Raw genomic sequence first — 26,450 nt, 5'->3', positions numbered from 1 at the left:
GCCCTCACTCCGCTTGCGCGAGCAGATCTTCCATGTCGAGCCGGCGCGTCGTCATGGCGAGCGCGCCGGTCTCGTCGCGCGGCCATTCGTCGGGTGCGCGATCGACGTAGAGCTCGATCCCGTTGCCGTCCGGATCCTCCAGGTACACCGCCTCGCTGACGCCGTGATCGGAGGCGCCCGCCAGCGGCACGCCGGCCTCCACGATGCGTCGCACCGCACGCGCGAGGTCCGCGCGGGTGGGATAGAGGATCGCGACGTGGAAGAGCCCCGTCGTGCCCGGCGCCGGACGTCCGCCGCCGCGGCTCTGCCAGGTGTTGAGCCCGATGTGATGATGGTAGCCGCCGGCCGAGACGAAGGCCGCGTCGCGGCCGTAGCGCTGCATCAGCGAGAAGCCGAGCACGTCGCGATAGAAGGTGAGCGCCCGGTCGAGGTCGGAGACCTTCAGGTGCACGTGCCCGATCCGTGCGCCCGCGGCGATGGGCTCGGGAGCCGGGCTGATGGGTGCGAGCGCGGCGCTCGCCTCGTGTGAAACTGCGCTGGACATGGTGGGCATCCGCTTGGTTGGTTGCCGATGTGCGGATAATGCGCCTCCAGTTCGGTCGAATCAATTGCATCGGTGCAAAGTCTTCTCGCCGGTCGGGGTCCGTCCGGATGCGGCGTGTTCTTGCGCGAATACCTTGTGCGGCGCACAATCGTCGCAGGAGGCCGCCATGCAGACGGGACCGATCCCCGCCGACGCCGTCGCTCCGCTCGCGCGAGCACCGTGGTCGCTCGCCGTCTTCGACTTCGACGGGACGCTGGCGGACACGCTGCCGTGGTTTCTCGGCATCCTGGAAGAGCTCGCCGCGCGATTCGACGTGGAGCTGCCACGACCGCTCGACGTAGAGGCCATGCGCGGGCTCTCGGCCCGCGAGATCGTCGCACGCCTGCGCATCCCCGCCTGGAAGCTGCCGCTCATCGCCCGCCACGTCCACGCCCGCGCCGCCGAGACGCAGATCTCCCTCTTCCCGGGGACGAGCGCGATGCTGCGCACGCTCCACGAGGCGGGGATCGTCCTCGCACTCGTCAGCTCCAACGGCGAAGCCGCCGTGCGGCGGGCGCTGGGGCCACGGGACGCCGCCCTCGTCACGCATTTCGCCTGCGGCGCGAAGCTCTTCGGCAAGGCGCGCGTGTTCCGCGCGGTGACGCGGCGCGCGCGGGTCGCGCCGGAGCGCGTGATCTGCATCGGCGACGAGATCCGCGACGGCGAGGCGGCGGCCGCCGCCGGCCTCGCCTTCGGCGCCGTGTCGTGGGGATACAACGACCCCGACGCGATCCTGCGTGCCACCCGCCCGGTTCGTTTGTTCGCGACGCCGGCCGACATCGTCGAGGCGCTGGTACCCGCCACGGCCGAGGTTGCGCAGGCGAGGCGTTTCGCGCGTAGGTAGATTTACTGGTTGTGCGAAGAACGCGACTTGATAAAACCTCTGGTGTCAAAAACCTGGGGGTTCTCTCATGCGATACATCTCCTGCGCGTTCGCCTTGGCGGCTTTCGCACTGTTGGCCGCTCCGTCGGCCGTCTCCGCCGCCTCTCTCGGCACCGCGACCGACGTCTCCGCCCCGATGACTCTGCGCGCCGCCGGCGAGAGCGCTCCCATGCTGCTCGCGCAGCGCCGGACCTGCAGCTCCGCGCGAACCTGCGAGGAGGCCGTCATCATGTGGTGCGACGGCTATCGGCGCGCCGACGGCGACGGCGACGGCATTCCCTGCGAGACCGTCTGCCGGTCCCGCCGCCAGGTGGACGAGATCCGCCGCGCCATCGGCTGCTGAGCGGGACGAGCGAGCGAGGCGAGGCGAGGGGAGGGGTGGGAAAACGCGTAGCGCACGACGGTCGCGTTGCAGAAGCAGCCCGCACGTGATCAGCTGGCGTATCCGCAACGGGAGCGCGCCTCGTGAGCCTCGACTATCTCCTCACCTCCTTGATCGTCATCCTCCTGCCCGGGACGGGCGTCCTCTACACGCTCGCCTACGGCCTCGGCCGCGGCTGGCGCGCGAGCGTGCTGGCCGCGATCGGCTGCACCTTGGGCATCGTCCCGCACATCGCAGCCAGCATCGTCGGCCTCGCGGCCCTCCTGCACACCAGCGCGCTCGCCTTCCAGATCGTGAAGTATCTCGGCGTCGCTTATCTCCTGTGGATGGCGTTCAGCATGCTGCGCGAGGGCGGAGCGCTCGAGGTCTCCGAGAACAAGGCGCCGACGCCCGCGCTGAAGATCGTCCGCAACGGCTTTCTCCTGAACATCCTCAACCCGAAGCTGTCGCTGTTCTTCCTCGCCTTCCTGCCGCAATTCGTGCCGGCGGGCACGCCGAACGCGACGCTGACGATGCTGGGTCTCGCCCTCGTCTTCATGGCGCTGACCTTCATCGTCTTCGTCGGCTACGGCGCCTTCGCCTCGGCGACGCGCTCCTACGTGATCGCGAAGCCGAGGGTCGTCACCTGGCTCAAGCGCGGCTTCGCCGGCGCCTTCGGGCTGCTGGGCCTGCGCCTCGCGCTGGCCGAGCGCTGACGCGCCGGCACGAACGAAAGCAAAGCGGGCCCGCGCCTCGTCGGCGCGGGCCCGCGGTTCGGGCGCCGGCTGAGCGCCTCAGCGCCGGTGGATCGCCGCGAACACGGCCTGCGGGGTCGCCGGCATGTCGATATGCGTCACGCCGAAGCCGCGGGCGAGGGCGTCGACGAGGGCGTTCATGACGGCGGGCGCCGCGCCGATCGTGCCCGCCTCGCCCGCGCCTTTCACGCCGAGCACGTTGGTGGCGCAGGGTACGTTGCGGGTCTCGAAGACGAAGTTCGGCACGTCAGCCGCGCGCGGCATCTGGTAGTCCATGAACGAGGCGGTCACGAGCTGGCCGCCCTCGTCGTAGACGACGTGCTCCTGCAGCGCCTGGCCGATGCCCTGCACGACGCCGCCGTGAACCTGGCCGGCGAGGAGGAGCGGGTTCAGGGTCACGCCGAAATCGTCGACGATGGAATAGGCGACGACGTCCACCGTGCCCGTGTCGGGGTCGACCTCGACCTCGCAGACGTGCGTGCCGTTGGGATAGGTCGCGGCGGGCGGCTTGTAGCCGTGCGTCGCCGCGATCCCGTCGGGCGCCTTGGCGGCGAGCTCGGCGAAGCCGATCGCGCGGTCGGTGCCCGCGACGCGCACGGTGCCCTCGGCGATCTCCAGGTCGGCCGCGGAGGCCTCCAGCGCCTCTGAGGCGAGCTCGCGCAGACGGTTCGCCACGAGCTCGGAGGCGCCCGCCACCGCCGCGCCGCCGACGGGGATCGAGCGCGAGCCGCCCGTGCCGCCGCCGGTCGCGACGACATCGGTGTCGCCCTGCAGCACGCGGATCTTCTCCACCGGCAGGTCGAGATGCTGCGAGACGAGCTGCGCGTAGGCGGTCAGGTGCCCCTGGCCGCTCGATTGCGTGCCGACCGTCACGAGCGCCGTCCCGTCCGGCTCGATGCGCACCATCGCGTCCTCCGGCGATCCGGAGGCGCAGGCCTCGATGTAGGAGGCGAGCCCGATGCCGCGCGCCTTGCCGCGCTCGCGCGCCTCGGCCGCGCGTGCCTCGAAGCCCTCCCAGCCGGCGATCTCCATGGCCCCGCGCAGGTGGGCCTCGAACTCGCCGCTGTCGTAGGTGCGCCCCGTCGCGGTGCGGTAGGGCATCTGCTCGGGACGGATGAAGTTCTTCGCCCGCAGCGCGTCGGGCGTCGTGCCGATCTCGCGGGCGATGTGATCGACGAGGCGCTCGACGACGTAGGCCGCCTCCGGCCGCCCCGCGCCGCGATAGGCGTCGACGGGCACCGTGTTCGTGTACCAGCCGCGGATGCGGGCGTGGACGACGGGGATGTCGTAGGCGCCCGGCGTCATGTAGGCGCCGCCGACGGGGATCGAGGGCGCGAACTGCGAGAGGTAGGCGCCCATGTCGGCGTCGATCGTGACCCGCATGGCGAGGAAGCGCCCGTCGGCGTCGAGCGCCATCTCGGCCAGGGTGCGGTTGTCGCGGCCCTGCGAGTCGCCGACGAAATGCTCGCCGCGATCGGCCGCCCACTTCACGGGCGCGCCAAGACGCTCGGCGGCGAAGGCGCACAGCGGGTATTCGCGGGTCGTGAACAGCTTCGTGCCGAAGCCGCCGCCGACGTCCGGCGTCACCACGCGGATCGTCGCGGCATCGCGGCCCATCACGCGCGCCACGACGTCGCGGACGTCGTGGCTGCCCTGCGAGCCGACGGTGAGGACGAGCCGGCCCGTGCCCTCCTCGATCTCGGCGAGGCAGGCGCGCGGCTCGAGATAGTTCGTCACGAGGCGGTTGTTGACGAGGGTGAGCGAGACGACCCGATCCGCCTTCGCGAACGCGGCCTGCGTTCCCGGCGCGTCGCCCACGGAGGCGTCGTAGGCGAGATTCGTCCCGAATTCCGGCCAGACCGCCTTGGCGTCCTGTGCTTCCGCGCCGGCGATGCCGACGATCGCATCCTCGGCCTCGTACTCCGCCGGGAAGGCGTCCGCGGCTTCGCGCGCCTGCGCCAGCGTCTGCGCGACCACCATGCCGACGACGTCGCCCACGTGCCGCACGCGGTCGGTGGCGATCACGGGATAGGTCGGCAGGCCCATCTTCGTGCCGTCGGCGTTGCGGGCGGGGCCGAGGCAGGGCATCGGGCCGAGCGCCTCGACGTCGCCCGCCGCGAGGACGAGCTTCACGCCGGGCATGGCGCGGACGGCAGCGAGATCGCCGACGTGCAGGGTCGCGCTCGCATAGGGGCTGCGGACCATCACGGCGTGGAGCTGGCCCGCGGGCGCGATGTCGTCCGTGTAGCGGCCGGTCCCGGTGACGAAGCGCACGTCCTCGACGCGACGAACGGCCTGACCGACGCCGAACTTCATGGGGCGCATGGCACTCTCCGGTGAGAAAGGGAACATGTGCCCAGGGTGGCGCACCGTACGCGCTTGTCAACCGAAACGATTCAAAGCCGGCTCAGGCGCCCTCGCGCTCCACCGGCTCCCCTGCCATGATCCAATCCTGGAAGCCGCCCTGATAGTGCCCCGCATCGACGATGCCCTCGGCCTGCGCGAGATGCGCCGCGTGCTGCGAGCGCACGCCGGCCGAGCAGGTGAAGACGATGCGCCGCTCGTCCCGCGGCAGGCGGGTCGGATCGAAGCCGTCGAGCGGATGCGAGATCGCGCCCGGGATGTGCCCCTCCGCGAATTCCCGAGGATCGCGCACGTCGACGAGGGCGATGGTGTTCTCGGCGAGCCCGGTCTTCACGTCGTCGCGCGTGAGCGCGGGGGCGTCGCCGGTGGGAAAGGTGAGCATGGCGGCTTTCTCCTCTTCTGCCTGGGCGTGCATCTGCGACAAAATGCACGGTATCGGATGTTTTCCACGATCGATTCAGGATTCCGGAACCGTCATGGCGCTAAGGTGGCAACGCCCGAAACCCCATGTGAGCCTCATGCTCGATTTCCAGGTCAGACGCCGGTTCGCTCTGATGCGCCGATCCTTCGCGACGCTCGGCTTTTCCGGCGACGCGGCGGCGCAGGCGCGCCGCGCCGACCTGATGCTCGACGACAGCACTCTCACGCCCACCCGCCAGGAAGACGCGCACGCCGTCGCCTGGCGCAGCGTCGACGACGAGGCGGACGCGATTGCGGACGGCGTCTCGGCCCAGACCCGCGAGGCGGTGTTCCGCCTCGCCTACGCCATCCGCCGCGAGGCCGACGCGCTCGACGAGCTCGCGCCCCGCGCGCGTACCGCGGCCCGCCGTCTCGCCCGCGAGGAGGCGGACATCGCCGAGGCGCTCGACGGGCTCTCGGAGGTCGACATCCGCCCGGCGCTCGATCTCGCGGCACCGCCCGTCGCGGCCCTCGTCGGCGAGGTCGCCGCCACCGCGCTCTCGGTCTCGCTCGCGGCCGTGCGCGCCGGCGCGTCCGCGCGCGGCTTCGGCGAGGCGGCGCGGCGCGTCTCCGATCTCGGCGCCATCCTCGCGGAAGCCTGGGCCGGCATCGAGGAGCTGGTCGCGACCATCGAGGAGCGTTCGGCCGATACCGCCGCGCTCGCGGCCGACCTGCGCCGGCGCGGCGCGGACGCTTCCGCGTCGGCGCCCGAAAGCGGCGCGCGGGACGTGGCCGCCCTGCGCCGCCTCGCCCTCGAGATCGCCGCCGTGGCGGGGCGGATCGCGGCGACGGCGGAGGATCTCGCCCGCGCCGTGCGGGACCTCGCGGACCGGCTGATCGCGGCGGTGCGTGCCGCGCCTGTCGGCGAGCGGCGTGCGCAGGCGCGCGTCGCCGTGGATCTCGCCTGCGACTTGCGCGTCTCCACCGGCGTTCTCCCCGGGCGCGCGCGGGACATCTCGACGACGGGGGCGCTGGTCGAGCTCGATGCCGAGGCCGCGCTCGCGCCCGGCCAGCCGGTCTCCTTCCGCCTCGCCGACGTGCCGCCGCTGGCGGGCACCATCGTCGAGGCCGAGGGTGGGCGCGTGCGCCTCACCTTCGATTTGCGCCACGGGGCGAATGCCGGCTCCGCCGCGGCGATCGAGCGGCTGGCGCGCGCCGCCCTCTGACGTCCGCGTGGATGCGTCCGGGACGCTTCCCAAGCGCCGCACGCGGGTCTAGGTGTCGAACGGTCCCGACCGAAAGGCGCTCTCCCCCGTGTCCTCGTCCGCCCGCGCCGCCCCCCGCGCGCTCCTCGTCGTCGTCGCCTATCTCGGCTTCGTCTCGCTGGCTCTGCCGGACGCCGCCCACGGCGTCTCCTGGCCCTTCGTGCGCGAAGCCTTCGGGCTGCCGCAGAGCGGGCTCGGGCTCGTCATGGCGGGCACGGCGAGCGGCTTCTTCGTCTCGTCGTTCTTCGCGGGGCGCCTGCTCGAGGCCTTCGGCGTCGGCCGGCTGCTCGCGGGCAGCACCGGGCTCGTCGCGGCGGCCCTCGTCGCGGTGGCGGCGGCGCCGGCCTTCCCGGTCTTCCTCGCGGCGGCGCCCCTCGTCGGGCTCGGCTCGGGCGCGATCGATTCGGGGCTGAACGCCTACGCGGCCAAGCGCTTTTCCGCGCGCCACATGAACTGGCTCCACGCCGCCTTCGGCTTCGGGGCCGCGTGCGGGCCGCTGCTGATGACGGGCGCGATCCTGGCCACCGACACCTGGCGGCTCGGCTACGCTGCCATCGCCGTCATCATGGGCGCGATGGCGCTGCTCTTCCTCTCGACGCGGGGCCTCTGGCGCGCGGATGCGGGCGAGCCGATCGCGGCGGAGGGCGCGCCGCCGCAGACGCGCGTGACGACGCGCGGGGCGCTGGCCAATCCGCTCGTCCAGCTGCAGGTCGCGATGTTCTGCCTCTATGTCGGCGTCGAGTTCGGCGCGGGCCTGTGGATCTTCGCCGTCCTGACCGAGGGCAGGGGGCTTTCCGTCGAGCTCGCCGGGACGATGACGGGCCTCTTCTGGGGCGGGCTTTTCGTGGGTCGCGTCGCTTTCGGCCTCTTCGCGGACCGGATCGGGGAGGACCGCTCGGTTCGCCTGGGCCTGCTGGGCATGGCCGTCGGCGCCGCCGCCTTCGCCTTCGCGCCGACGGCGCTCTCGCTCGCCGGCATCGTGCTGCTCGGCCTCGCCTGCGCGCCGATCTTCCCGATGCTGATGTCGCGCACGCCCGCACGCCTCGGCGAAGCGCTGACCGCGCATGCGGTCGGCTTCCAGGTCTCCGCCGCCATGCTGGGCGGCGTGATCTTCCCCGCGCTCGGCGGCGTGCTGGCGGACGTGCTTTCGCTCGAGGCGATCCCGGTCATGCTGGTCGCGACGGTGCTGGCGCTGATCGCGCTCAACGCGGTGCTCGAGCGCCGCACCGCCTGAGGATCAGGCGACCGCGCGCAGCGCCTCGCCCATGACGTCGACCGCCATGTCGACCTCCTCGCTCGTGATGACGAGCGGGGGCGCGAGGCGGATCGTGTGCTCGTGCGTGTCCTTGGCGAGAACGCCGCGCTCGCGCAGGGCCTCGCAGACGCGCCGCGCGCCGCCGACCTCGGGATGCAGCTCCACCGCGAGCATCAGCCCGCGCCCGCGCACCTCCCGCACCAGGTTCGAGCGAATGGCTTCGAGCCCCGCCTTCATGCGCGCGCCCATGGCGGCGGAATTCTCGATCATGCCCTCCTCGACGAGCACCTTCAGCGCCGCGCGCGCGATGGCGCAGGCGAGGGGGTTGCCGCCGAAGGTCGAGCCGTGCTGGCCAGGCTTGAGCACGCCCAGCACCTCTGAATTCGAGAGCACCGCCGAGACGGGGTAGAACCCGCCCGAGAGCGCCTTGCCGACGAGGGTCACGTCCGCCTCGATGCCCTCGTGCTCCTCGGCGAGCAGCTTGCCCGTGCGGCCGAGCCCGGTCTGGATCTCGTCGAGGACGAGCGTCACGCCGTGGGCGGTGCACAGGTCGCGCACGCGGCGGAAATAGCCGTCCGGCGGGATGACGACGCCGGCCTCGCCCTGGATCGGCTCGAGCATCACGGCGACGGTGTTCGGCCCGATCGCCGCCTCGAGCGCGGCGGCGTCGCCGAAGGGCACCGCGACGAAGCCCGGCGCGAAGGGGCCGAAGCCGCCGCGCGCGTCGGGATCGGTGGAGAAGCCCACGATGCCGAGCGTGCGCCCGTGGAAATTCTCTCGCGCGACGACGATCTCGGCCTGCCCGGCGGGCACGCCCTTGACCTCGTAGCCCCACTTGCGCACCGCCTTGACCGCGCTCTCGACGGCCTCCGCGCCGGAATTCATCGGGAGCACGGTATGCGCGCCGGTGAGCGCCGCGATCTCCTCGTAGAAGAGCGGCAGCTGGTCGTTGCGGAAGGCGCGGGAGGTCAGCGTCAGCTTCTCCGACTGCGCGATCATCGCCTCGCGGATCTTCGGGTGGCAATGGCCCTGGTTGACCGCGGAATAGGCCGAGAGGCAATCGAGATAGCGCCGCCCCTCCACGTCCCACACCCACACGCCCGCGCCGCGCTCGATGACGACGTCGAGCGGCTTGTAATTGTGCGCGCCCAGGCGCGTCTCGATGGCGATCAGGTCGCGGGCATGGTGGGTCATGGCGGTCTCCGTCATGGCTGGCCTCAGGGCGTGGCGCGGATCGGCTTGCGGTCCAGGATGGTGCGGCCGAACAGGCTCGCGACGAGCTCCGTCATCAGCCGCGCGCTCTTGCCGCGATCGTCCAGGAAGGGGTTGAGCTCGACGAGGTCGACGGACGCGACGAGGCCGCTCTCGTGGAGGAGCTCCATCACGAGATGCGCCTCGCGATAGGTCGCCCCACCCGGCACGGTCGTGCCGACGCCCGGCGCGAGGCTCGGGTCGAGGAAGTCGACGTCGAGCGAGACGTGCAGGTGCGTACGGTCCGCTTCCAGGCTCGCCAGGAAGTCGCGCATGAGGGCGGCGGCACCGAACTCGTCGATGATGCGCATGTCGGAGACGGTGACGCCCCTCTCGTCGACGATCTGGCGTTCCTGCGCATCGATCGAGCGTAGGCCGAACAGATGCACGTTCGTCGGGTCGACCGGGGTGATGTCCTCCATGACCGGCGCGAGCGTCGGCTCGCCGGTGAGGTAGGCGAGCGCCATGCCGTGCATGTTGCCCGATGGCGAGGTCGCGGGCGTGTTGAAATCGGCGTGCGCATCGAGCCAGAGCACGACGAGGTCCTGCCCGCGCTCCTCGGCGATGCGCGCCGCCGCGGCGACGGAGCCCATCGACAGCGCGTGGTCCCCGCCGAGGAAGACCGGCACGCCGCCGCGCTTCATCAGCGCGTAGCCGCGATCGTGGATCGCGCGGGTCCAGCCGGCGATCTCGCGAGCGTTTCGGCAGGTCTCCGCCAGGCGGTTGAGCGCGGTCTCCCCGCCCACCGGGCGGGGCGTCGGGATGTCGCCCTCGTCGCGCACCGCGTGGCCGAGCCCGCGAAGGGCCTCGACGAGGCCCGCGACGCGATAGGCGGCGGGCCCCATCACGGAACCGCGCACGCCGGCGCCGGCCTCCAACGGGCATCCGATCAGGGTGATCTCGGTGCGGGCGATCTCGATCGCCCCCAGCGGGTGGGCCATGTCTCTTCTCCGGTCGCGCCGACTATCCGACGAGGGTGGCTCAACAGAAAGACAGAGATGTGTCAAACATGTTCCCCCGAGCGAGCAGATCGCCAGCCGCACTGCGCGATTTGCCAGCCGAGGGGAGGAGGAGGGCGGCCATGGAGAGCCTCGACGATCTCGACCGCGCGCTCATCGCGCTGCTACGCGCGGACGCGCGCCTGCCGGTGGCGAGCCTGGCTCAGAGGCTGCGCGTGTCGCGCGGCACGGTGCAGAACCGCATCGACAAGCTGATCGAGCGGCGCGTGCTCCTCGGCTTCACCGTGCGCCTGCGCGAGGACGTGGAGACGGCGGCGGTGCGCGCCTTCATGACGCTCGAGGTCCGAGCGGGCGACCTGAAGCCCGTCGTCGCCCGCCTCAAGCGCCTGCCCTCCGTCGTGCGCATCTTCACGACCAACGGCCGCTGGGACCTCGTGTGCGAGATCGCCACGGGCGACCTCGCGGCGCTGGACGCCGTCATCAACGACATCCGCGCCGTGCCCGGGATCGCCCATTCGGAGACGAGCATCCGGCTCAGCGAATTGTGAGGGCGGCGGGTAGCGAGGACGCGCGAGCGGTTCCCCCCTCTCCCTTGTGGAGAGGGGTCGGGGGTGTGGGTCGCGCAGGACGGGGCGGGCGGTCTGGCTCAGGCGCTCGCCAGCGCCTCGCGGATGGCGTTCCCCAGGGCGGCGTCGCGGGCGGCGGGGTCGGCGGCCGCGTCGCAGGCGTCGATCGTCGCCACCATGCGGTCGCGGAACGCGCGCGCGGTCGCCTCGCTCAGCGCCTGGTCCGCGTAGAAGTCGCAGAAGGGTTGGGCGAGGCGGGCCAGGACGAAGAGGGGGACGGCGTCCGTGTCGCCGGGGCCTGCCGCGCGCGCGAGGCAGGCCTGGATGAACTCCTCGGCGGTGTGCACGCCGAGGGGACCGTCGACGAGGATGCGCTTGACGTCGTCCAGCATGGTGTCTTGCTCCTGAGGGTCAGCTCTGCGGGAAGCTGCTCGCCCCGCCGTGCGCCGCCGACCATTCCATCGGGCTGTTGAGGAAGGCCTCGACCTCGTTGAGGGTCTCGGCAGCGAAGTAGCCCTGCTTGCGTGCCACCGCGAGCACGTCCCACCAGGTGGCGAGCGAGTGCATGGTGATGCCGTGCTCGCTGAGCGTCTCCTTGGTCTGCGGGAAGATGTCGTAGTGGAAGATCACGAAGGTGTGCTCCACCGTCAGCCCCGCGGCGCGCAGCGCCTCGCAGAAGCGGATCTTCGAGCGCCCGTCCGTCGAGAGGTCCTCGACGAGCACGATGCGCGCGCCCTCGCGGAAGTCGCCCTCGATCTGAGCGTCGCGCCCGAAGCCCTTGGGCTTCTTGCGGACGTATTGCATGGGCATCGACAGGCGATCGGCGATCCAGGCGGCGAAGGGGATGCCCGCGGTCTCGCCGCCGGCGATGGCGTCGAGCGACTCGAAGCCGATGTCGCGCAGGATCACGGAGGCCGCGAAGTCCATCAGCGTGTTGCGGATGCGCGGGTACGAGATCAGCTTGCGGCAATCGATGTAGACCGGGCTCGCCCAGCCCGACGTGAAGCGGAAGGGCTCGTCGGCCCGGAAATGCACCGCCTGCACCTCGAGCAGCATCTTGGCGGTGAGCTCGGCGATCAGAGCCTTGTCGGTGAAATTCGTCACGGGATCGTCCCTCCATCGGCGCGCGGCGCCTCATCTAGCCGCTGAACCGAGGGACGTCCAACGCCCCGTGCGCTTTGCCCACGCATCATTTCGCGCGCTCCACGAGCGTCCGGCCCAGACGGCTCATGACGCCGACGGCGACCATGAGGTCGTCGATCTCCATGTGCTCGTGTGGATTGTGAGACCCCTTGGTGTTGCGCACGAAGAGCATGCCGCTCGGCACGCCCGCCTGGGAGAACACGGCCGCGTCGTGGCCGGCGCCGCTCGGCACGGTTTCCGCCGCCAGGCCCTGCGCCTCCATCTCGGCGAGGATGGCCTGGAGGATCGCGGGATCGAGGCTCGCGGGCGCGGAGCGCACGGGGGCGTCGAACTCGAAGCGCACGCCGCGGTCGCGCTCGATGGCGCGCGCTTCCGCGTGCGCGAGGCGCTCGACGGCTTCCAGCGTGCCCGCGTCGAGGCTGCGCGCCTCGAAGCTGAAGGAGACCTCGCCGGGGATGCGGGACATGGCGTGGTGGGCGGCGTCCGTCTGGACGATGCCCGTCGTCAGCACGAGGTCGCCGCCGTGCTGCTGGATCGTCGCCCAATGCTCGTCCATGCGCATGACGAGCTCGCACATGGCGAAGACGGCGTCGCGCCGCAGCCAGCGGGGGATCGCGCCGGAATGGCCGGCTTCGCCGAGGCAGCGGATCTCGCGGTGACGGATGTTGCCGCGGATGCCGGTGACGCCGGCCACCGGCCATTTGCGCTCGACGAGCACGGGACCCTGCTCGATGTGGAGCTCGACGAAGAAGGCGAAGGCCTTCGGGTCGACGAGCGTCTCGCCCGCCGCGATGCGCTCCACGGGAAGCCCGGTCTCGCGCATGGCATCGGCGAGCGTGCCGACGCCGTCGCGGCGCTTGGCCGCGAGCGCCCCGCCGCCGAGGCGGCCGAAGAGCGCGAGCGAGCCCATGTAGGCGCGCCCGAACCAGGCGCTCTCCTCGCCGCGCAGAGCCAGCACCCGCAGCGGCACGCGCCCGGCGCTCGTGCCCTCGCGCACGTTCGCGAGGAGCGCGAGGAGCCCCGCGACGACGCCCGCGAGACCGTCGTAATTGCCGCCCTCCGGCACGGTGTCGACATGCGAGCCGAGATAGCCGGCCCGCGCCGCCCGGTCCGTGTCGCCGGGCGCTGCGACGACGAGGTTGTCGCCGGGGTCGCGCCAGGTCTCGAGGCCGAGCCCGCGGGCGGTCTCCTCGAGATAGGCGAGCATGCGGCTCTCGACGGCGCTGTAGGCCGGGCGCGAGAGGCCGACGCGGTCGGGCGACATCGCGGCCGCATCGGCGAAGATGCGCTCGGCGAGCGCGCGCGGATCGAGGCTCGCGAGATCGCTCGCCGTGGCGGCGGGGTCGGTGCGCAGGTTCATGCGTGCGCCTCCGCATAGGCCGCGGGATCGCTCGCCGGCGCGGCTCCGCCCATCATGTCGTGCTCGGCCTGGGTGAGGTCGAGGGAGCCGATCACGTCCTCGATGCGTGCGATGCCGGTCTCGCGGCAATGCGCCTCGAGCCCGTCGACGACGTCGACGAGCGCGCTCGGATGGACGAAGGAGGCCGTGCCCACCTGCACCGCGCGGCAGCCGACGATCAGGAATTCCAGCGCGTCCCTCGCGGTGGAGATGCCGCCGCAGCCGATGACGGGGATCGTCGCGGCACGCGCGCATTGATAGGCCATGCGCAGGATGATCGGCTTCACCGCCGGCCCCGAGAGCCCGCCCATGACGTTGCCGAGGCTGGGGCGGCGGGTGGTCACGTCGACGCTCATGGCGAGGATGGTGTTGGCCACGACGAGCGCGTCCGCCCCGCCGTCCTGCGCCGCCTGCGCCACCGCTGCGACGTCTCCCGCGTTGGGCGTCAGCTTCGCCCAGAGGGGAAGGGCGGTCGCGTCGCGCAGGCGTCGCACGATCTCGCGCGTGCTCTCCGGGCGCATGGCGAAGGCCTTGCCGTCGTCCTCGAGATTCGGGCAGGAGATGTTGATCTCGATCGCGGCGACGCCCTCCACGCTCACCGTGCGGGCGAGGTCGGCGAAGGCGTCGGGCGTGTTCGCCGAGATCGACACGACGAGGGGCGGACGCCATTGCGAAAAGCGCGGGATGACGTCACGCACGAAGGCGGCGGCGCCCTTCGAGGGGATGCCGATGGAATTCAGCATGCCGTTGGGCACCTCCGACACGCGCGGCGTCGGGTTGCCCATGCGCTTGTCGGGCGTGATCGTCTTCGTGACGAAGGCGCCGAGGCGCTCGAAATCGAAGATGCCGGCCTGCTCCAGCCCGAACGTGCCCGAGGCGGGCATCACCGGGTTCGCGAGGGCGAGGCCGCCGCAGGAGACGGAGAGATCGATCATGCGAGCGCCTCCGCCAGCGGGAAGACCGGGCCCTCGCAGCACACCCGCCGGTGCACCGTCTCGCCGTTCTCCCGGAAGGGCCTGACGCAGCAGAAGCACACGCCGACGCCGCAGGCCATCTGCTGCTCGAGCGCGACCTCGCCGAACAGGTCGTGGCGCGCCGCCACCGCCTGCGCGAGGCGCGTAAGCCGGCTCGAGCCGCAGACGTAGAGCGCCGCGCAGGCGCCCTTCGCCACGAGATCCTCGAGAATGCCTTCTACGTGCGGGACGGCGGAGGTGCCCTCGGCGTCCGTCACGGTGATCACGTCGGCGCCGGCGGCGCGCATCTCGTCCACCGACATCACGAGATCGGGGGCGCGCGCGCTCAGGATCGCGGTGACGCGGTGCCCGTTCTCGCGGGCGAAGGGCACGAGCGGGCCCATCGTGGCGAGCCCGACGCCGCGCCCGAGCAGCACGATCGGCGCTCTGTCCGCCGGCAGGGTGAAGCCGATGCCGAGGGGGCCGAAGAGGTTGAACGTGTCGCCGGGCCACAGCCGCGCCATGGCGGCGGTGCCGGTGCCGGTCACCTTGTAGAGGAAGCCGAGGCGGTTCTTCTCGGGCTCGACGCGGTAGACGCTCATCGGCCGGCGAAAGAAGGGCTCGAGCCCGTCGCCTGTCGGGCACAGCAGGTGGTAGAACTGCCCCGGCTTCGCGTGCGGCGCGCCCTCTGGCAGGTCGAGGGAGAGGTAGCGGTACTCGTCGTTGACGGCGACGTGCTCGCGCACCACCGCCTCGAGCTCCACGGGGCGGCCCGGCGCGGGATGCGCGGGGGCCGCCGGGGGAACGACGTCGTGATCGAGCATGGGCATCATCATGGGAAGCGCTCTCCTCAGCCGAGGATCAGCTCGGGGAAGAAGGTCGAGAGCTGGGGCACGTAGGTGACGACCATCAGGGTCGCGAGGTTGATCAGCACGAAGGGCCAGACGCCCGCGATGATGGTCGCAACCGGCTTCTCGAGGGTGGAGGACGCGACGAAGATGTCGAGCCCGAAGGGCGGCGTGATCATCCCGATGCAGATGTTGAGGCACACGATCAGCCCGAAATGCACGGGATCGATGCCGAAGGTCATCGCCACGGGATAGAGCGCCGGCACCAGGACGAGCAGCGCCGAGTTCGGGTCGATGAACATGCCGGCGACGAGGAACAGCACGTTGACGATCATCAGGAAGACGATCCAGTTCGCCTCGATCGTCTGCATGAAGTCGATCACGAGCCCAGGCAGCTGGGCGAGCGTGATGAAGTAGGACACGAGGCTCCCCATCCCGAGCAGGATGAAGATCACCGTGTTCGTCACCGCCGCGCGCCCCGCGACGCCGAAGAGGCCCGAGAAGGTCAGCTCGCGGTACACCACGGCCTCTACGAAGACCGCGTAGACGACGCTCACGGCGGCGGCTTCGGTGGGCGTGAAGATGCCGCCGTAGATGCCGCCCAGGATGATGACGGGCAGCCCCAGCGCCCAGCCGGCGGCGCCGGTGGCGCGCATGCGCTCGCGCAGGGACGGCGCTGGCGTCGCCTCGCGGCCCATGCGGTACGAATCCCACATCACGTAGAGCGCGAAAGCGAAGGCCAGCACGAGCCCGATCACGAGCCCGCCGGCGAAGAGACCCGTGATCGAGGTGCCCGTGAGCCAGCCGTAGATGATCAGCGTGATCGAGGGCGGGATGAGGAGCGCGGTCTCGGCGGAGGAGACGATGAGGCCCAGCGCGAAGCGGTCCTTGTAGCCGGACTTGATCAGCTCCGGATACATGATGCGCCCGAGCGCCGCGACGGTGGCGGGCGCGGAGCCCGAGACGGCGCCGAAAGCGGCGCAGGCGCCGATCGTGGTGTGGCCAATGCCGCCGGCGCGGTGGCCGAGGAAGGCCTTCACCAGCGTGGTGAGGTCGCGCGCGATGCGCCCGCTCGCCATCAGCTCGGCGGCGAAGATGAAGAAGGGGATGGCAAGGAGCGTCGAATGGTTGATGCCGCCGACGATCTTCTGCCCGATGACGATGTCCGGCAGGCGGTCGAACCAGATCTCCTTGATCATCAGCCCCGGCAGCCCGAGCACGAGCAGCATCTCGAAGCCCAGGACGAGGAGGAGGATCGCGAGCGCGAAGAGCCCGGCGACGATCATGACGGACGCTCCGGATGCTCGTGCTCCAGCGCGCGCTCCTGGATGCCGAGAAGGCCCGCGAGGTAGCGCAGCGCGAGGAGGCCGAAGCCGACGGGAAGGGCGAGATAGAGGATCGCGGTCGTCAGCCCCAGCGTCGGGCTGACCTGGCCGGTGCCGAGCACGAGGCGGGTGATGTCCCAGCCGAACCAGACGATGGCGAGCGAGAAGAGAAGACCGACGAGGTCGATCGCCCGGCGCACCATGCGCCGCGTGCCCTGCGAGAAGGTCGCGAGCAGCGAGGTCATGGCCACGTGCTTGCCCTGCTCGAGCGCGAGGCCGAGCCCGAGGAAGACCATCCACACCATCAGCCAGCGCGTGGCCTCGTCCACCCAGGCGAGCTCGCGATAGAGCTCGTCGGAGACCTCGCGCACGAGGACGGCGCCGCTGTAGAGGAGCGTCATGGCGATCATGATCGACGCGAGGAGCACCCGCTCCACCGTCGCGATCGCCCGCAGGAACGCTATCACGTCTCTCGGTCTCCGGCTCGGGGCCCCGCGAAGGGTGGCTCCCGGTTTCAAGCGGCTCGACTTTCCTCCTTCCCTGTAGGGGAAGGTGGCGCGCCGCGAAGCGGCGTGACGGATGGGGCGCGAAGCGTTCGGCGAAGCCGAAATGACCGGTGCGGAGCGGACACCGAGGCTTCCGCTCCGCGGAACGCGCGTCCCGCGCGCCCCATCCGCCTCGGCTTCGCCGAGCCACCTTCCCCTACAGGGAAGGAGGCCCGCCTTCGGCGATCACTCGCCGGTGACGTCCGCGTACTGCTCTTCGTAGGTGTCGACGATGGTCTGGCCGGCCTCGCCGGCGAGCTCGAGATAGGCGTCGCGGGCGCGGGGATACATCGTCTCGCGCAGGGCGGCGCGCTCCTCGTCGGTGAGCTCGCGCACGTTCATGCCGGCTTCCGTGAGGCGCTGGAGAGCGGCCTCCTGGGACGCCTCCTTGATCTCCTCGACCTGCGGGCGCACCTCGTCGAAGGCCGCGACGATCACATCGCGGTATTCCTGCGGGAGCGAGGCCCACCAGCCGGGATTGAACAGGACGATGTCCTCGTTGGCGCCGTGGCCGGAGACGAGGAGGTTCTCCTGGACCTCGTTGTACTTCATGGTGGCGATCGTATCGAGGGCGTTCTCCTGCCCGTCGACGACGCCCGTCTGCAGCGCGGTGTAGAGCTCGCCGAAGGGCAGGGCGACGGCGGAAGCGCCGACCGCGTTGAACTGCTCGATGAGGACGGGCGAATCCATCACGCGGAAACGCTGGCCCTCGAAGGCCTCGACGCTCTCGAGCGGCTTGTTCGAGGTGAAGCTCTTGCGCCCGTTCGGCCAGATCGCGATGGCCTCGAAGCCGCGCGGCTCGAAGCTGTCGAGCACGGCCTGGCCGAAGGCGCCGGTGCGCAGCGCGGTCGCCTCTTCGCGGTCCGCCGGGTAGACGAACGGCACGTCGAGGATGGAGACGGCGGGGTTGAAGCCCGCGAGGAATGCCGCGGGGGAGACGGTGCCCTCGATCACGCCGAGCTGGACGCCCTCGTTCATCTCGCGCGCCTGGCCGAGCTGGCCGGCGGGATAGAGCTCGAACACGACGGCGCCGTCGGTGCGCTCGGCGACGAGGTCGGCGACCATCTCGAGGCCCTGATGGCGGGCCTGCTGGGGCGACTCGAGATGCCCGATGCGGGCGGTGAATTCCTGGGCCGCCGCGGGACCGGCGGCGATGGCGGCGGCGAGGCCGGCCGCGAGGACGAGTGTGCGCCTGGAGATCATCGAGGGTGTTCCCTTGCTTCTTCCGCTCCGGAAGCGACTAGGGAAGAGCGTCGCCGCGCCCCTGTCAACCGAAAAGTCTCAAAAATGAGACGCGCGAACGAGCAGATGTCTGCCCATCTTCTAGGCGTGCTGCACGCCGTGCCGATCCAGGAGCGCCCGCAGGTGCCCGAGCGCCGCCTCGCCCTGCAGCGCGCTGGCACGCAGCCGCGCGGCGATCTCCTCGTGGAGCGCCATGGGCTCGGGGGCGGAGGTGATCAGCGCGACGCCCAGGCTGACGTTGGGCTGCTCGCCAAGCCGGAACGGCGAGATCGCCAGCACGGAGCGGTCCGCCTGGCGGAAGATCTGGAAGGTCGTCGCCGGCGTCGGCTCCAGCACGATGCCGATCTCGACGTTTGACGGCGGGTCGGCGACGAGGGCGGTGATGTGCTCGACCTCGCGGCGCGCGTCGCGGCGTCGGCGCAGGATCGTCGCCTCGTCGAGGTCGTAGCGCCCCACGGCGCCGTGGGCGAGGAAGCGCTCGATGTCGGAGGACGAGATCAGGCTGACGATCGCCGGCTTTGCCGCGCGAAACCACGCCTTGCGCTCGCGCAGGACGCCGAGCAGCGTCTCCAGCGCCGCGCCGTCGTTCTCGTTGGGGCCGCGCCCGGCCCGCGGACCCTCCCGCAGCACCTCCGCGAGCATGTCGTCGTAGGCGTCCGACGTCAGAAGGTAGGAGACCGGCCCGAACAGGCCCACCACCTCGTGCGAGGCCTCCTCGAGCTGGCGCATACGCTCGAAGAAGGCCACCGCGGTCGGTACGTATTCGATGCCGGCCCCGAGCAGGCTCGCGAGCGAGGTGTCGAGCACGTCGGCGATGCCGGCCAGCGTCTCGATCTTGGGGATCTGGCCCTGCTCCGCCCGGTAGAGCGCCGCGCGCGAGATGCCGATGCGCGCCGCCACGTCCTCGGGCGTGAGCCCGCGGCCCATGCGGAAGGCGCGCAGGCGCGCGCCGACGTCCGAGAGGCGGATGCGCTGGCCGGTCTCGGGGGCGGGCGACGTCTCGTCGGCGTCCGTGACGGCGCGGAGTTCGGGGCTCGGAATCGGCGCGTCTCCATCTCTCGTTTCGCGGCGATCCTGGCCGCAGCCGCGCGCGGGGGCAAGTCGTGCTCGCCGTCATCGCGTCCCCGGCGGGATGCGGGCCGCCGCGGGCTCATCCGGCGGCTTTTCCGAATTGCGGGCGCCGCCTGGAGAGCGTACGTCCCGTTTCCCGCGACCGCGCTCGCGGCAGGGCATGATGGAGGGACGCATGCGCACGATCACCATCCGGCAGCCGGCGGACATGCATGTCCATTTCCGCGACGGCGCCATGCTGCGCACCGTCGTGCCCTACACCGCGCGCACGGTCCACGCCGCGATCGTGATGCCCAACCTCTCTCCGCCGGTGACGAGCGCCGCCATGGCGGCCGCCTATCGCGAGCGCATCCGCGCCGCCGTGCCCGAAGGCTGCGACTTCACGCCTTTGATGACCTGCTACCTCACCGACGACACCGACCCCGCGGACCTGGTGCGCGGGCACGCGGACGGCGTCTTCACCGCGGCCAAGCTCTATCCGGCGAACGCCACCACCAATTCCGCCCACGGCGTCAGCGACATCCGCAAGCTCGATCGCGTGCTCGCGGCGATGGAGGAGGCGGGCATCCCGCTCCTCACCCACGGCGAGGTGGTGGGTCCGCACGTCGACATGTTCGACCGCGAGCACCGCTTCCTCGACGACGTGCTCGCGCCGACGGTGGCGCGCTACCCGAAGCTGCGGGTGGTGATGGAGCACGTCACGACCCGCGAGGCGGTGGCCTTCGTGCGCGCCCATCCCGAGCGCATGGGCGCGACGATCACGCCCCAGCACCTGATCTACAATCGCAACGCCCTCTTCGCCGGGGGCTTGCGTCCGCACATGTTCTGCCTGCCGATCCTCAAGCGCGAGGAGCATCGCCTGGCTCTGCGCGAGGCGGCGACGAGCGGAGAGCGGCAGTTCTTCCTGGGCACCGACACGGCGCCGCATCTGCGCCACGACAAGGAGAGCGCCTGCGGCTGCGCCGGCGTGTTCTCGGCGCCCGTCGCCATCGAGGCCTATCTCGGCGTCTTCGCCGAGGAGGACGCGCTCGATCGGTTCGAGGCCTTCGCCTCGCTCAACGGCCCGGCCTTCTACGGCCGCGCCCCGTCCGAGCGGCGCGTCACCTATGTCGAGCGGGCGCGCCCGGTCATGCGTGCGCTCGAGGTGCCGGAGCACGGCGAGCTCGTGCCGCTCTTCTCCGAGGGCGAGACGCGCTGGTCGCTCGAGGCCGCCTGAGCCGGCCAGTCAGCCGAGCCGCGTCAGCCGCCGGCGGTTGGCGCGCACGCGCCGGCGGTAGAGGCGCACCACGTCCTCGGCCGCGTACGAGCCGCGGCCCGTGAGGGCGGCGCGGGCGATGACGTACTGCGCGTCGGCGAGCGCCCCGAGCTTTTCGGGAACCATCAGGCCCGCCTCGTGAGCGGCCGGGACGGAGCCCGTCGCCATGCCGAAGAGGCGCAGCCCCACGACGGCCTGCGATTCGATCCCGAGGCGCGCCGAGGCGAGCCAGAGATCGAGCCAGGGACGCTGGAAGCTGGCGAAGGAAGCGAGGGCTGAGGGGTACATGGGGGCGAGTGCTTTCGCGAGAGCACGCCGGTCGGCGTGCGGGCACCATCAACCCGCACGATGTCGCCGGGTTCGATACGAACCCGTACCTTAGCCTTTCCGCGCCCTGCGCGCGACCCTCCTCAGAGCCGGCGACCCATGCGCCCCGCGAGGTCCTGGATGTATTGCCACGCGGTGCGCCCGGAGCGCGCGCCCCGTGTCGTCGCCCATTCGAGCGCCTCGCGCCGCACCTGGTCGGGGTCGGCACCGTCGAGGCCGAGCGCGTCGCGATAGCCGAAGACCATGGCGAGGTACTCATCCTGCGAGCACTTGTGGAAGCCGAGCCAGAGCCCGAACCGGTCCGAGAGGGAGACCTTCTCCTCGATCGCCTCGCCGGGATTGATGGCGGTGGCGCGCTCGTTGTCCACCATGTCCCGCGGCATCAGGTGGCGGCGGTTGGAGGTGGCGTAGAAGACGACGTTGTCCGGCCGCCCTTCGACGCCGCCCTCCAGCGCCGCCTTCAGCGCCTTGTAGGACGTGTCGTCGGAGGAGAACGAGAGATCGTCGCAGAAGACGACGTAGCGATGCGGGTCGTCGCGCACGAGGGCCATCAGGTCGGGCAGGCTCTCGATGTCCTCGCGGTGGATCTCCACGAGCTTGAGCGGGCGCTCCGCCGTGCCGCTCGCGTTCACCTCGGCGTGGACGGCCTTCACGAGGGAGGACTTGCCCATGCCGCGGGCGCCCCACAGGAGCGCGTTGTTCGCCGGCAGCCCGCGGGCGAAGCGCGTCGTGTTGTCGAGGAGCATGTCGCGCACGAGGTCGATGCCCTGCAAGAGCCGCAGCGCCACGCGGTTGACCTTCGGCACCGGCGCGAGGTGCGCCCGGTCCGGCTTCCACACGAAGGCGTCGGCCGCCGCCGGATCGAAGGGTGCTGGAGGGGGCGGGGCTAGGCGCTCCAGCGCCTCCGCGATGCGGCGCGCGAGCACGACGAGCTTGGTCTGATCGGTCATGTCGGGCATCCGCGCGCTCCCCCTCGGGCGATCGTGAGAGCCGGTGCTTAGCCGAGGCGCTCCGCCGCCGCAATTCGGGCGGCGGCGCTCACGTCGCCTCGACGAAGCTGTCGAGCACCATCTTGCGCCCGGCCTTGTCGAAATCCACGGTCAGCTTGTTGCCGTCCACCGCGGCCACGGAGCCGGGGCCGAACTTCACGTGGAAGACGCGCGTGCCCACCGCGAAGGCGGAGGGCGCGCCCGTCGACTTCGCCACGAGCTCGCCCTCGATGACGAGGGGCCCGCGCCTGGGCTCGGAGAAGCCGCCGCGGCCGCGCCCCACGCCGCTCGCGCCGAACTCGGCCTGGGCGCGCGTGTTCGCCTGCGCCCGCTGCCAGCCGGGGGTCGAATAGGTCGAGCCGAAGGGCGCCGCGATCTGGTCGAAGCGCGAGCCGCCGTAGCCGCCGCCCGAGAACTGCGCGGGCGCCTCGCGCACGTCCACCGAGCGCTCTGGCAATTCGTCGATGAAGCGCGAGGGCGCGGTGGCGTTCCACATGCCGTGGATGCGGCGGTTGGCGGCGAACCAGATCATCAGGCGCCGGCGCGCGCGGGTAAGGCCGACATGGGCGAGGCGGCGCTCCTCCTCGAGCCCGGCGCGGCCGCTCTCGTCGAGCGCGCGCTGGGAGGGGAAGAGACCCTCCTCCCAGCCGGGCAGGAACACCGTGTCGAACTCGAGCCCCTTGGCCGCATGCAGCGTCATCAGCGAGACCTTGTCCTCGCCCTCGCCCTCGTTGACGTCCATCACCAGCGACACGTGCTCGAGGAAGGCGGCGAGGTCGGGGAAGTCCTCCATGGAGCGCACGAGCTCCTTGAGGTTCTCGAGCCGCCCTTGCGCGTCCGCCGACTTGTCGCGCTGCCACATCTCCGTGTAACCGCTCTCGTCGAGCACTCGGCGGGCGAGCTCGGCGTGGGGCAGGGCGTCGATGGCCTTCGCCCACTCGTCGATCTGGCGCACGAACTCGCGTATCGCGCCGCGCGGCTTGGGCTTGAGCTCGTCGGTCTCCACCAGGAACCGCGCTGCCTGGAGCAGCGGGATGCGGGCGGCGCGGGAATGGTTGTGCAGGATCTGCACCGTCGCGTCGCCGAGCCCGCGCTTGGGCGTGTTGATGATCCGCTCGAAGGCGAGATCGTCCGCCGGCTGCGCGACGAGGCGCAGGTAGGCCAGCGCGTCGCGGATCTCGGCGCGCTCGTAGAAGCGCGGGCCGCCGATGACGCGATAGGGCAGGCCGAGCTGCACGAACCGGTCCTCGATCTCGCGCATCTGCGCCGAGATGCGCACCAGCACCGCCATCTGGGACAGGTTGTGCCCCTTGCCGTGCAGGCTCTCGATCTCCTCGCCGATGAGCCGCGCCTCCTCCTCCGAATCCCAGGCGCCGGTGAGGATCACCTTCTCGCCGGGCTCGTCGTCGGTGCGCAGCGTCTTGCCGAGCCGCCCCTCGTTGTGGGCGATGAGATGGGAGGCCGCCGCCAGGATGTGGCCGGTGGAGCGGTAGTTGCGTTCGAGCCGCACGACCTTGGCGCCCGGGAAGTCGTGCTCGAAGCGCAGGATGTTGTCGACCTCGGCCCCGCGCCAGCCGTAGATCGACTGGTCGTCGTCGCCGACGCAGGCGAGGTTGGCGCGCTTCTGCGCGAGCAGCCGCAGCCAGAGATATTGGGCGACGTTGGTATCCTGGTACTCGTCCACCAGCATGTAGCGGAAGCGGTCCTGGTAGCTCTCGAGCACGTCCGGATGCTCGCGAAACAGCCTGAGCGCCTCCAGCAGCAGATCGCCGAAATCGGCGGCGTTGAGCGTCTTCAGCCGCTCCTGGTACTGCTCGTAGAGCGCGATGCCCTTGCCGAAGGCGAAGGAGGCGGCCTCGCCCTTCGGGACGCGGTGAGGCTCGAGCCCGCGGTTCTTCCAATCGTCGATGACGCCTGCGAGCTGGCGGGCCGGCCAGCGCTTCTCGTCGATGTCGCCGTCGGCCTGGATCACCTGCTTGAGGAGCCGCAGCTGGTCGTCCATGCCCAGGATGGTGAAGTCGCTCGTGAGGTCCACGAGCTCGGCGTGCCGGCGCAGGATCTTCGCCGAGATCGAGTGGAACGTGCCGAGCCAGGGCATGCCCTCGGCCACCCCGCCGACGAGGGCGGCGACGCGCTCCTTCATCTCGCGCGCGGCCTTGTTGGTGAAGGTCACGGCGAGGATGCCCGAGGGGCGCGCCTTGCCCGTCGCGATCAGGTGGGCGATGCGCGTGGTGAGCACGCGCGTCTTGCCCGTGCCGGCGCCTGCGAGCACGAGGACGGGCCCCTCCGTCGTCTCCACGGCCTCGCGCTGCTCGGGGTTGAGGCCGTCGAGATAGGTCGCGCGCGGGGCCGCGCCGGCGCGAGCACGGGCGGAGAGCGACGATGCGTTCGGCGCGCCGGCATCACGCCCGGGCGCGCCGCTGCCGGGGTCGTACGGCCAGTCTTCCTCGATGCGAGTCATGCGCGCGACCATGGAGCAAATCGAGAACGGCGTCGAGTCGCAAGCCTGCCGCACGGTATCCGAAATCCCCTCTGCGAACCCCGTGGCGCGGCGCGAGAACCTCGGCTATGGAAGCGCGCCCGCGAGCCCGCGGCCGTTCTCCTCCAATCGGCGCCGAGGCGTCACCTCCCATGGCAGATCAGCTCTCCTCGACCTCCCCGACGCCCGCGCGCCGGTCGTTTCTGCGTGGCCTCGCAGGCCTCGCCGGCCTCGCGGCGCTGCCGCGTGCGGCCTGGGCCCAGGCCGGCCTCGTGCCGCTCGGACCCCCGCGCGCCTACGATTTCGACCGCCTCGCCCGCATGGCCCGCGAGCTCGCCGGGCGCGCCTACGTACCGCCGCCGACACCCGCCGCCGAGACCGTCGCCGGCGTCGATTACGACGACTACCAGCGCATCCGCTTCCGGGAGGAGGCGGCGCTGTTCGCGGGACAGGCGGACGCCCATCCGATCGGCCTCTTCCACCTGCACAAGTTCGCGCCCTCGCCGGTGACGCTCAGCGTCGTCACCGATGCCGGCGCGCAGGCGGTGCTCTATTCGCCGAACGCCTTCTCCTTCGCGCCCGGGCGCTTCACGGCGGAGAGCTTCCCCGCCGATCTCGGCTATGCGGGCTTTCGCGTGAAGCACGCCGACGGCAGGCCCGGCGACTGGCTCGCCTTCATGGGCGCCTCCTACTTCCGCAGCTCCGACCCGTTCGACCAGTACGGCCTCTCCGCCCGCGGGCTGGCCATCGACACGACCGTCGCCGGGCGCGCGGAGGAATTCCCGCGCTTCACGAGCTTCTGGATCGACCAGCGGCCGGCTGGCGTGCTCGTCATCGACGCGCTGCTCGACAGCCCCAGCGTCGCCGGCGCCTACCGCATCGAGATCCGCCGCGGCGCGGCGACGACGATGGACGTCACCACGCGCCTGTTCTTCCGCGAGGGCGTGCGTCAGCTCGGCGTCGCGCCGCTGACCTCCATGTTCTGGTACTCGGAGACGAACCGCCACGCGGCCACCGACTGGCGGCCCGAGATCCACGATTCCGACGGCCTCGCTCTGTGGACCGGCGCCGGCGAGCGGCTGATCCGGCCGCTGAACAATCCGCCCGTCGTCGTCACCTCGAGCTTCGTCGACGAGAACCCCCGCGGCTTCGGCCTCGTCAAGCGCGACCGCGCCTTCGCCAATTTCGAGGACGACGGCGTCTTCTACGAGAAGCGCCCGAGCGTCTGGGTGGAGCCGCTGGGCGAATGGGGACGCGGCGCGGTGCAGCTCGTCGAGATCCCGACCGACGACGAGATCCACGACAACATCGTCGCCTTCTGGAATCCCGAGCGGCTCCCCGCGGCGGGCGACGAGCGCGCCTTCGCCTATCGCCTGCACTGGGCCGCCGACGAGCCGCGGGAGGCGACCCTCGGCCGCGCCGTCGCGACCCGGCTCGGGCGCCCCGGCGCGCCGGGCTCGGTGCGGCCGCCGCGCGGCAACAAGATCGTCGTCGACTTCGCCGGCGGGCGCCTCGCCGAGCTCGGCTCCGGCGACGGCGTCGAGCCGATCGTCGCCGCCGGCGCGGGAACCGTGTCGGGCGTCTATGCCCTGCGGGTGCGCGGCCACGACCATTGGCGCCTCGTCTTCGACATCGACGTGCCGGACACCGACGCGAGCGACCCCTACCGCCCGGTCGAGCTGCGCGCCTACCTCGCGCATGGCGGCGAGCCGCTCACCGAGACCTGGGCCTTCCAGCACCGGCCGGTGCGGTTCTGAGCGGGCGCGCCCTTGCCCTGGATCAAGGCGGGGGCGCGGGCGCGGGCCTACCTGTCTGCGCGTGGGGCGCGGTTCGAGGAAGGTCCATGCGACGCAACGAGGGTGAAACGGGCGCGGGTGCGCTCCACGCGCGGGTGGAGACGCACACGCTGCTGATCATGGAGATGATGCGCCGGCTCGGCGTCTCGCGCGGCGAGGCGCAGGACGAGGCGGCGCGCGCCGCGCACGCGGATGCCGAGGCGACCTGCGCCGCCTGCGGCGAGAAGGCCGCCTGCGCCGCCTATCTCGCGGGCGAGCACCCCCTGGTGGAGGAGCCGCTCTTCTGCGCTAATCTCGGCTATATGCGAGACGCACGCGGGAATTGAAAACGGGCACGTCCCCTGCGGCGATTCGCGCAGGGGGCGTTCCGCGCTTCTGGTTTAGGCGGCCATGGATTAACCTTCGATGGGCGCGCATCTCACGCGCGTCGCGTCCAC

Annotated in this window: 26 protein-coding genes; 9 read left to right on the top strand and 17 right to left on the bottom strand. The window is 71.4% G+C overall.

The features are described 5' to 3' along the window. Positions 1-4: 4 nt before the first annotated feature. Positions 5-544: a VOC family protein gene (locus tag IEX89_RS02655; RefSeq protein WP_188909287.1), complete on the bottom strand. Its 540-nt coding sequence runs from the start codon at positions 542-544 to the stop codon at positions 5-7. A gap of 166 nt (positions 545-710) precedes the next feature. On the opposite strand from IEX89_RS02655, the gene IEX89_RS02650 reads away from it, so the two are divergent. The 3 genes from IEX89_RS02650 (at position 711) to IEX89_RS02640 (ending at position 2,543) form a co-directional block, all read left to right on the top strand. Further along, positions 711-1,427: an HAD hydrolase-like protein gene (locus IEX89_RS02650; protein WP_188909286.1), complete on the top strand. Its 717-nt coding sequence runs from the start codon at positions 711-713 to the stop codon at positions 1,425-1,427. A 208-nt stretch (positions 1,428-1,635) separates the two neighbouring features. Further along, entirely contained in the window at positions 1,636-1,809 is a 174-nt protein-coding gene (locus tag IEX89_RS24325; protein ID WP_244645071.1) for an excalibur calcium-binding domain-containing protein, read from the top strand. A 122-nt stretch (positions 1,810-1,931) separates the two neighbouring features. Then, positions 1,932-2,543, top strand: coding sequence for a LysE family translocator (locus tag IEX89_RS02640; RefSeq protein ID WP_188909282.1), 612 nt, complete (start codon positions 1,932-1,934; stop codon positions 2,541-2,543). 78 nt (positions 2,544-2,621) lie between these two features. Here the strand turns inward: IEX89_RS02640 and IEX89_RS02635 are convergent, their stop codons facing one another. Together IEX89_RS02635 and IEX89_RS02630 are read right to left on the bottom strand one after the other, a co-directional pair. Further along, positions 2,622-4,907 (bottom strand): xanthine dehydrogenase family protein molybdopterin-binding subunit, encoded by a 2,286-nt coding sequence (locus IEX89_RS02635; RefSeq protein WP_188909280.1) that lies wholly within the window; start codon positions 4,905-4,907, stop codon positions 2,622-2,624. An 82-nt stretch (positions 4,908-4,989) separates the two neighbouring features. Beyond that, positions 4,990-5,328, bottom strand: a complete 339-nt coding sequence (locus IEX89_RS02630; protein ID WP_188909278.1) for a rhodanese-like domain-containing protein — start codon at positions 5,326-5,328, stop codon at positions 4,990-4,992. Positions 5,329-5,500: 172 nt separating this feature from the next. Here IEX89_RS02630 and IEX89_RS02625 point away from each other — a divergent pair, with 172 nt between their 5' ends. Further along, entirely contained in the window at positions 5,501-6,571 is a 1,071-nt protein-coding gene (locus IEX89_RS02625; RefSeq protein WP_188909276.1) for a PilZ domain-containing protein, read from the top strand. 52 nt (positions 6,572-6,623) lie between these two features. Continuing rightward, entirely contained in the window at positions 6,624-7,844 is a 1,221-nt protein-coding gene (locus tag IEX89_RS02620; RefSeq protein WP_188909274.1) for an MFS transporter, read from the top strand. A 3-nt stretch (positions 7,845-7,847) separates the two neighbouring features. Here IEX89_RS02620 and rocD read toward each other — a convergent pair whose 3' ends face one another. Together rocD and rocF are read right to left on the bottom strand one after the other, a co-directional pair. Next, positions 7,848-9,059 (bottom strand): ornithine--oxo-acid transaminase, encoded by a 1,212-nt coding sequence (rocD, locus tag IEX89_RS02615; RefSeq protein WP_188909272.1) that lies wholly within the window; start codon positions 9,057-9,059, stop codon positions 7,848-7,850. Positions 9,060-9,082: 23 nt separating this feature from the next. Then, positions 9,083-10,057 carry an arginase gene (gene rocF, locus IEX89_RS02610; RefSeq protein ID WP_188909270.1) on the bottom strand — a complete coding sequence of 325 codons (975 nt, stop codon included), beginning with the start codon at positions 10,055-10,057 and terminating at the stop codon, positions 9,083-9,085. A 140-nt stretch (positions 10,058-10,197) separates the two neighbouring features. Here rocF and IEX89_RS02605 point away from each other — a divergent pair, with 140 nt between their 5' ends. Beyond that, on the top strand, positions 10,198-10,623 hold the full coding sequence (locus tag IEX89_RS02605) for an Lrp/AsnC family transcriptional regulator (RefSeq protein WP_188909268.1): 426 nt from the start codon (positions 10,198-10,200) through the stop codon (positions 10,621-10,623). A gap of 98 nt (positions 10,624-10,721) precedes the next feature. On the opposite strand, the gene IEX89_RS02600 is transcribed toward IEX89_RS02605, so the two are convergent. The 9 genes from IEX89_RS02600 to IEX89_RS02560 all read right to left on the bottom strand — a co-directional run bounded on the left by IEX89_RS02600 (position 10,722) and on the right by IEX89_RS02560 (position 19,038). Further along, positions 10,722-11,033 (bottom strand): hypothetical protein, encoded by a 312-nt coding sequence (locus IEX89_RS02600; RefSeq protein ID WP_188909266.1) that lies wholly within the window; start codon positions 11,031-11,033, stop codon positions 10,722-10,724. 19 nt (positions 11,034-11,052) lie between these two features. Beyond that, entirely contained in the window at positions 11,053-11,745 is a 693-nt protein-coding gene (locus IEX89_RS02595) for an orotate phosphoribosyltransferase (RefSeq protein WP_029031233.1), read from the bottom strand. An 85-nt stretch (positions 11,746-11,830) separates the two neighbouring features. After that, complete coding sequence (locus IEX89_RS02590; RefSeq protein WP_188909263.1) at positions 11,831-13,144, bottom strand: hydantoinase/carbamoylase family amidase; 1,314 nt, start codon at positions 13,142-13,144, stop codon at positions 11,831-11,833. Continuing rightward, entirely contained in the window at positions 13,141-14,118 is a 978-nt protein-coding gene (locus IEX89_RS02585) for a dihydroorotate dehydrogenase (RefSeq protein WP_188909261.1), read from the bottom strand. Before IEX89_RS02585 ends, IEX89_RS02590 begins: the two co-directional genes overlap by 4 nt. Beyond that, entirely contained in the window at positions 14,115-14,972 is an 858-nt protein-coding gene (locus IEX89_RS02580) for a dihydroorotate dehydrogenase electron transfer subunit (RefSeq protein ID WP_244645070.1), read from the bottom strand. The genes IEX89_RS02585 and IEX89_RS02580 overlap by 4 nt, the downstream gene beginning before the upstream one ends. A gap of 14 nt (positions 14,973-14,986) precedes the next feature. Continuing rightward, the gene (locus IEX89_RS02575) at positions 14,987-16,270 is read right to left on the bottom strand and encodes a TRAP transporter large permease (protein ID WP_188909253.1); all 1,284 of its coding nucleotides are present in this window, start codon (positions 16,268-16,270) and stop codon (positions 14,987-14,989) included. Continuing rightward, positions 16,267-16,776 (bottom strand): TRAP transporter small permease, encoded by a 510-nt coding sequence (locus IEX89_RS02570; protein WP_188909251.1) that lies wholly within the window; start codon positions 16,774-16,776, stop codon positions 16,267-16,269. The genes IEX89_RS02575 and IEX89_RS02570 overlap by 4 nt, the downstream gene beginning before the upstream one ends. A 264-nt stretch (positions 16,777-17,040) precedes the next feature. Continuing rightward, complete coding sequence (locus IEX89_RS02565; RefSeq protein ID WP_188909249.1) at positions 17,041-18,057, bottom strand: TRAP transporter substrate-binding protein; 1,017 nt, start codon at positions 18,055-18,057, stop codon at positions 17,041-17,043. 120 nt (positions 18,058-18,177) lie between these two features. Beyond that, positions 18,178-19,038 (bottom strand): helix-turn-helix domain-containing protein, encoded by an 861-nt coding sequence (locus IEX89_RS02560; RefSeq protein ID WP_280513907.1) that lies wholly within the window; start codon positions 19,036-19,038, stop codon positions 18,178-18,180. Positions 19,039-19,342: 304 nt separating this feature from the next. On the opposite strand from IEX89_RS02560, the gene pyrC reads away from it, so the two are divergent. Beyond that, positions 19,343-20,383, top strand: coding sequence for a dihydroorotase (pyrC, locus tag IEX89_RS02555; protein WP_188909244.1), 1,041 nt, complete (start codon positions 19,343-19,345; stop codon positions 20,381-20,383). A 9-nt stretch (positions 20,384-20,392) separates the two neighbouring features. Here the strand turns inward: pyrC and IEX89_RS02550 are convergent, their stop codons facing one another. The 3 genes from IEX89_RS02550 to IEX89_RS02540 all read right to left on the bottom strand — a co-directional run bounded on the left by IEX89_RS02550 (position 20,393) and on the right by IEX89_RS02540 (position 24,199). Further along, the gene (locus tag IEX89_RS02550; protein ID WP_244645069.1) at positions 20,393-20,710 is read right to left on the bottom strand and encodes a hypothetical protein; all 318 of its coding nucleotides are present in this window, start codon (positions 20,708-20,710) and stop codon (positions 20,393-20,395) included. 122 nt (positions 20,711-20,832) lie between these two features. Next, positions 20,833-21,699, bottom strand: coding sequence for an ATP-binding protein (locus tag IEX89_RS02545; protein ID WP_244645068.1), 867 nt, complete (start codon positions 21,697-21,699; stop codon positions 20,833-20,835). An 88-nt stretch (positions 21,700-21,787) separates the two neighbouring features. Next, complete coding sequence (locus IEX89_RS02540; protein WP_188909240.1) at positions 21,788-24,199, bottom strand: ATP-dependent helicase; 2,412 nt, start codon at positions 24,197-24,199, stop codon at positions 21,788-21,790. Between the two features lie 170 nt (positions 24,200-24,369). Between IEX89_RS02540 and IEX89_RS02535 the strand changes: the two genes are divergently transcribed. Both IEX89_RS02535 and IEX89_RS02530 read left to right on the top strand, forming a co-directional pair. Further along, entirely contained in the window at positions 24,370-25,974 is a 1,605-nt protein-coding gene (locus IEX89_RS02535; RefSeq protein ID WP_188909238.1) for an OpgD/OpgG family glucan biosynthesis protein, read from the top strand. A gap of 86 nt (positions 25,975-26,060) precedes the next feature. After that, positions 26,061-26,339 (top strand): DUF6455 family protein, encoded by a 279-nt coding sequence (locus IEX89_RS02530; protein WP_188909236.1) that lies wholly within the window; start codon positions 26,061-26,063, stop codon positions 26,337-26,339. Positions 26,340-26,450 lie beyond the last annotated feature (111 nt).

This window comes from Salinarimonas ramus, from assembly GCF_014645695.1.
Classification (GTDB): Bacteria; Pseudomonadota; Alphaproteobacteria; order Rhizobiales; family Beijerinckiaceae; genus Salinarimonas; species Salinarimonas ramus.
The sequence above is the reverse complement of the archived record's forward strand: the minus strand, read 5'-3'. Positions and strand labels throughout refer to the sequence as shown.

What these genes read in the sequence shown, in the direction of transcription:
- IEX89_RS02580 (WP_244645070.1), bottom strand. Translation starts at nt 14,972, where the DNA reads ATGATGATGCCCATGCTCGATCACGACGTCGTTCCCCCGGCGGCCCCC.
- rocD (WP_188909272.1), bottom strand. Translation starts at nt 9,059, where the DNA reads ATGACCCACCATGCCCGCGACCTGATCGCCATCGAGACGCGCCTGGGC.
- IEX89_RS02590 (WP_188909263.1), bottom strand. Translation starts at nt 13,144, where the DNA reads ATGAACCTGCGCACCGACCCCGCCGCCACGGCGAGCGATCTCGCGAGC.
- IEX89_RS02550 (WP_244645069.1), bottom strand. Translation starts at nt 20,710, where the DNA reads ATGTACCCCTCAGCCCTCGCTTCCTTCGCCAGCTTCCAGCGTCCCTGG.
- IEX89_RS02530 (WP_188909236.1), top strand. Translation starts at nt 26,061, where the DNA reads ATGCGACGCAACGAGGGTGAAACGGGCGCGGGTGCGCTCCACGCGCGG.
- IEX89_RS02545 (WP_244645068.1), bottom strand. Translation starts at nt 21,699, where the DNA reads ATGACCGATCAGACCAAGCTCGTCGTGCTCGCGCGCCGCATCGCGGAG.
- IEX89_RS02650 (WP_188909286.1), top strand. Translation starts at nt 711, where the DNA reads ATGCAGACGGGACCGATCCCCGCCGACGCCGTCGCTCCGCTCGCGCGA.
- IEX89_RS02625 (WP_188909276.1), top strand. Translation starts at nt 5,501, where the DNA reads ATGCGCCGATCCTTCGCGACGCTCGGCTTTTCCGGCGACGCGGCGGCG.
- pyrC (WP_188909244.1), top strand. Translation starts at nt 19,343, where the DNA reads ATGCGCACGATCACCATCCGGCAGCCGGCGGACATGCATGTCCATTTC.
- IEX89_RS02585 (WP_188909261.1), bottom strand. Translation starts at nt 14,118, where the DNA reads ATGATCGATCTCTCCGTCTCCTGCGGCGGCCTCGCCCTCGCGAACCCG.
- IEX89_RS02540 (WP_188909240.1), bottom strand. Translation starts at nt 24,199, where the DNA reads ATGACTCGCATCGAGGAAGACTGGCCGTACGACCCCGGCAGCGGCGCG.
- IEX89_RS02575 (WP_188909253.1), bottom strand. Translation starts at nt 16,270, where the DNA reads ATGATCGTCGCCGGGCTCTTCGCGCTCGCGATCCTCCTCCTCGTCCTG.
- IEX89_RS02630 (WP_188909278.1), bottom strand. Translation starts at nt 5,328, where the DNA reads ATGCTCACCTTTCCCACCGGCGACGCCCCCGCGCTCACGCGCGACGAC.
- rocF (WP_188909270.1), bottom strand. Translation starts at nt 10,057, where the DNA reads ATGGCCCACCCGCTGGGGGCGATCGAGATCGCCCGCACCGAGATCACC.
- IEX89_RS02565 (WP_188909249.1), bottom strand. Translation starts at nt 18,057, where the DNA reads ATGATCTCCAGGCGCACACTCGTCCTCGCGGCCGGCCTCGCCGCCGCC.
- IEX89_RS24325 (WP_244645071.1), top strand. Translation starts at nt 1,636, where the DNA reads ATGCTGCTCGCGCAGCGCCGGACCTGCAGCTCCGCGCGAACCTGCGAG.
- IEX89_RS02600 (WP_188909266.1), bottom strand. Translation starts at nt 11,033, where the DNA reads ATGCTGGACGACGTCAAGCGCATCCTCGTCGACGGTCCCCTCGGCGTG.
- IEX89_RS02605 (WP_188909268.1), top strand. Translation starts at nt 10,198, where the DNA reads ATGGAGAGCCTCGACGATCTCGACCGCGCGCTCATCGCGCTGCTACGC.
- IEX89_RS02635 (WP_188909280.1), bottom strand. Translation starts at nt 4,907, where the DNA reads ATGCGCCCCATGAAGTTCGGCGTCGGTCAGGCCGTTCGTCGCGTCGAG.
- IEX89_RS02655 (WP_188909287.1), bottom strand. Translation starts at nt 544, where the DNA reads ATGTCCAGCGCAGTTTCACACGAGGCGAGCGCCGCGCTCGCACCCATC.
- IEX89_RS02535 (WP_188909238.1), top strand. Translation starts at nt 24,370, where the DNA reads ATGGCAGATCAGCTCTCCTCGACCTCCCCGACGCCCGCGCGCCGGTCG.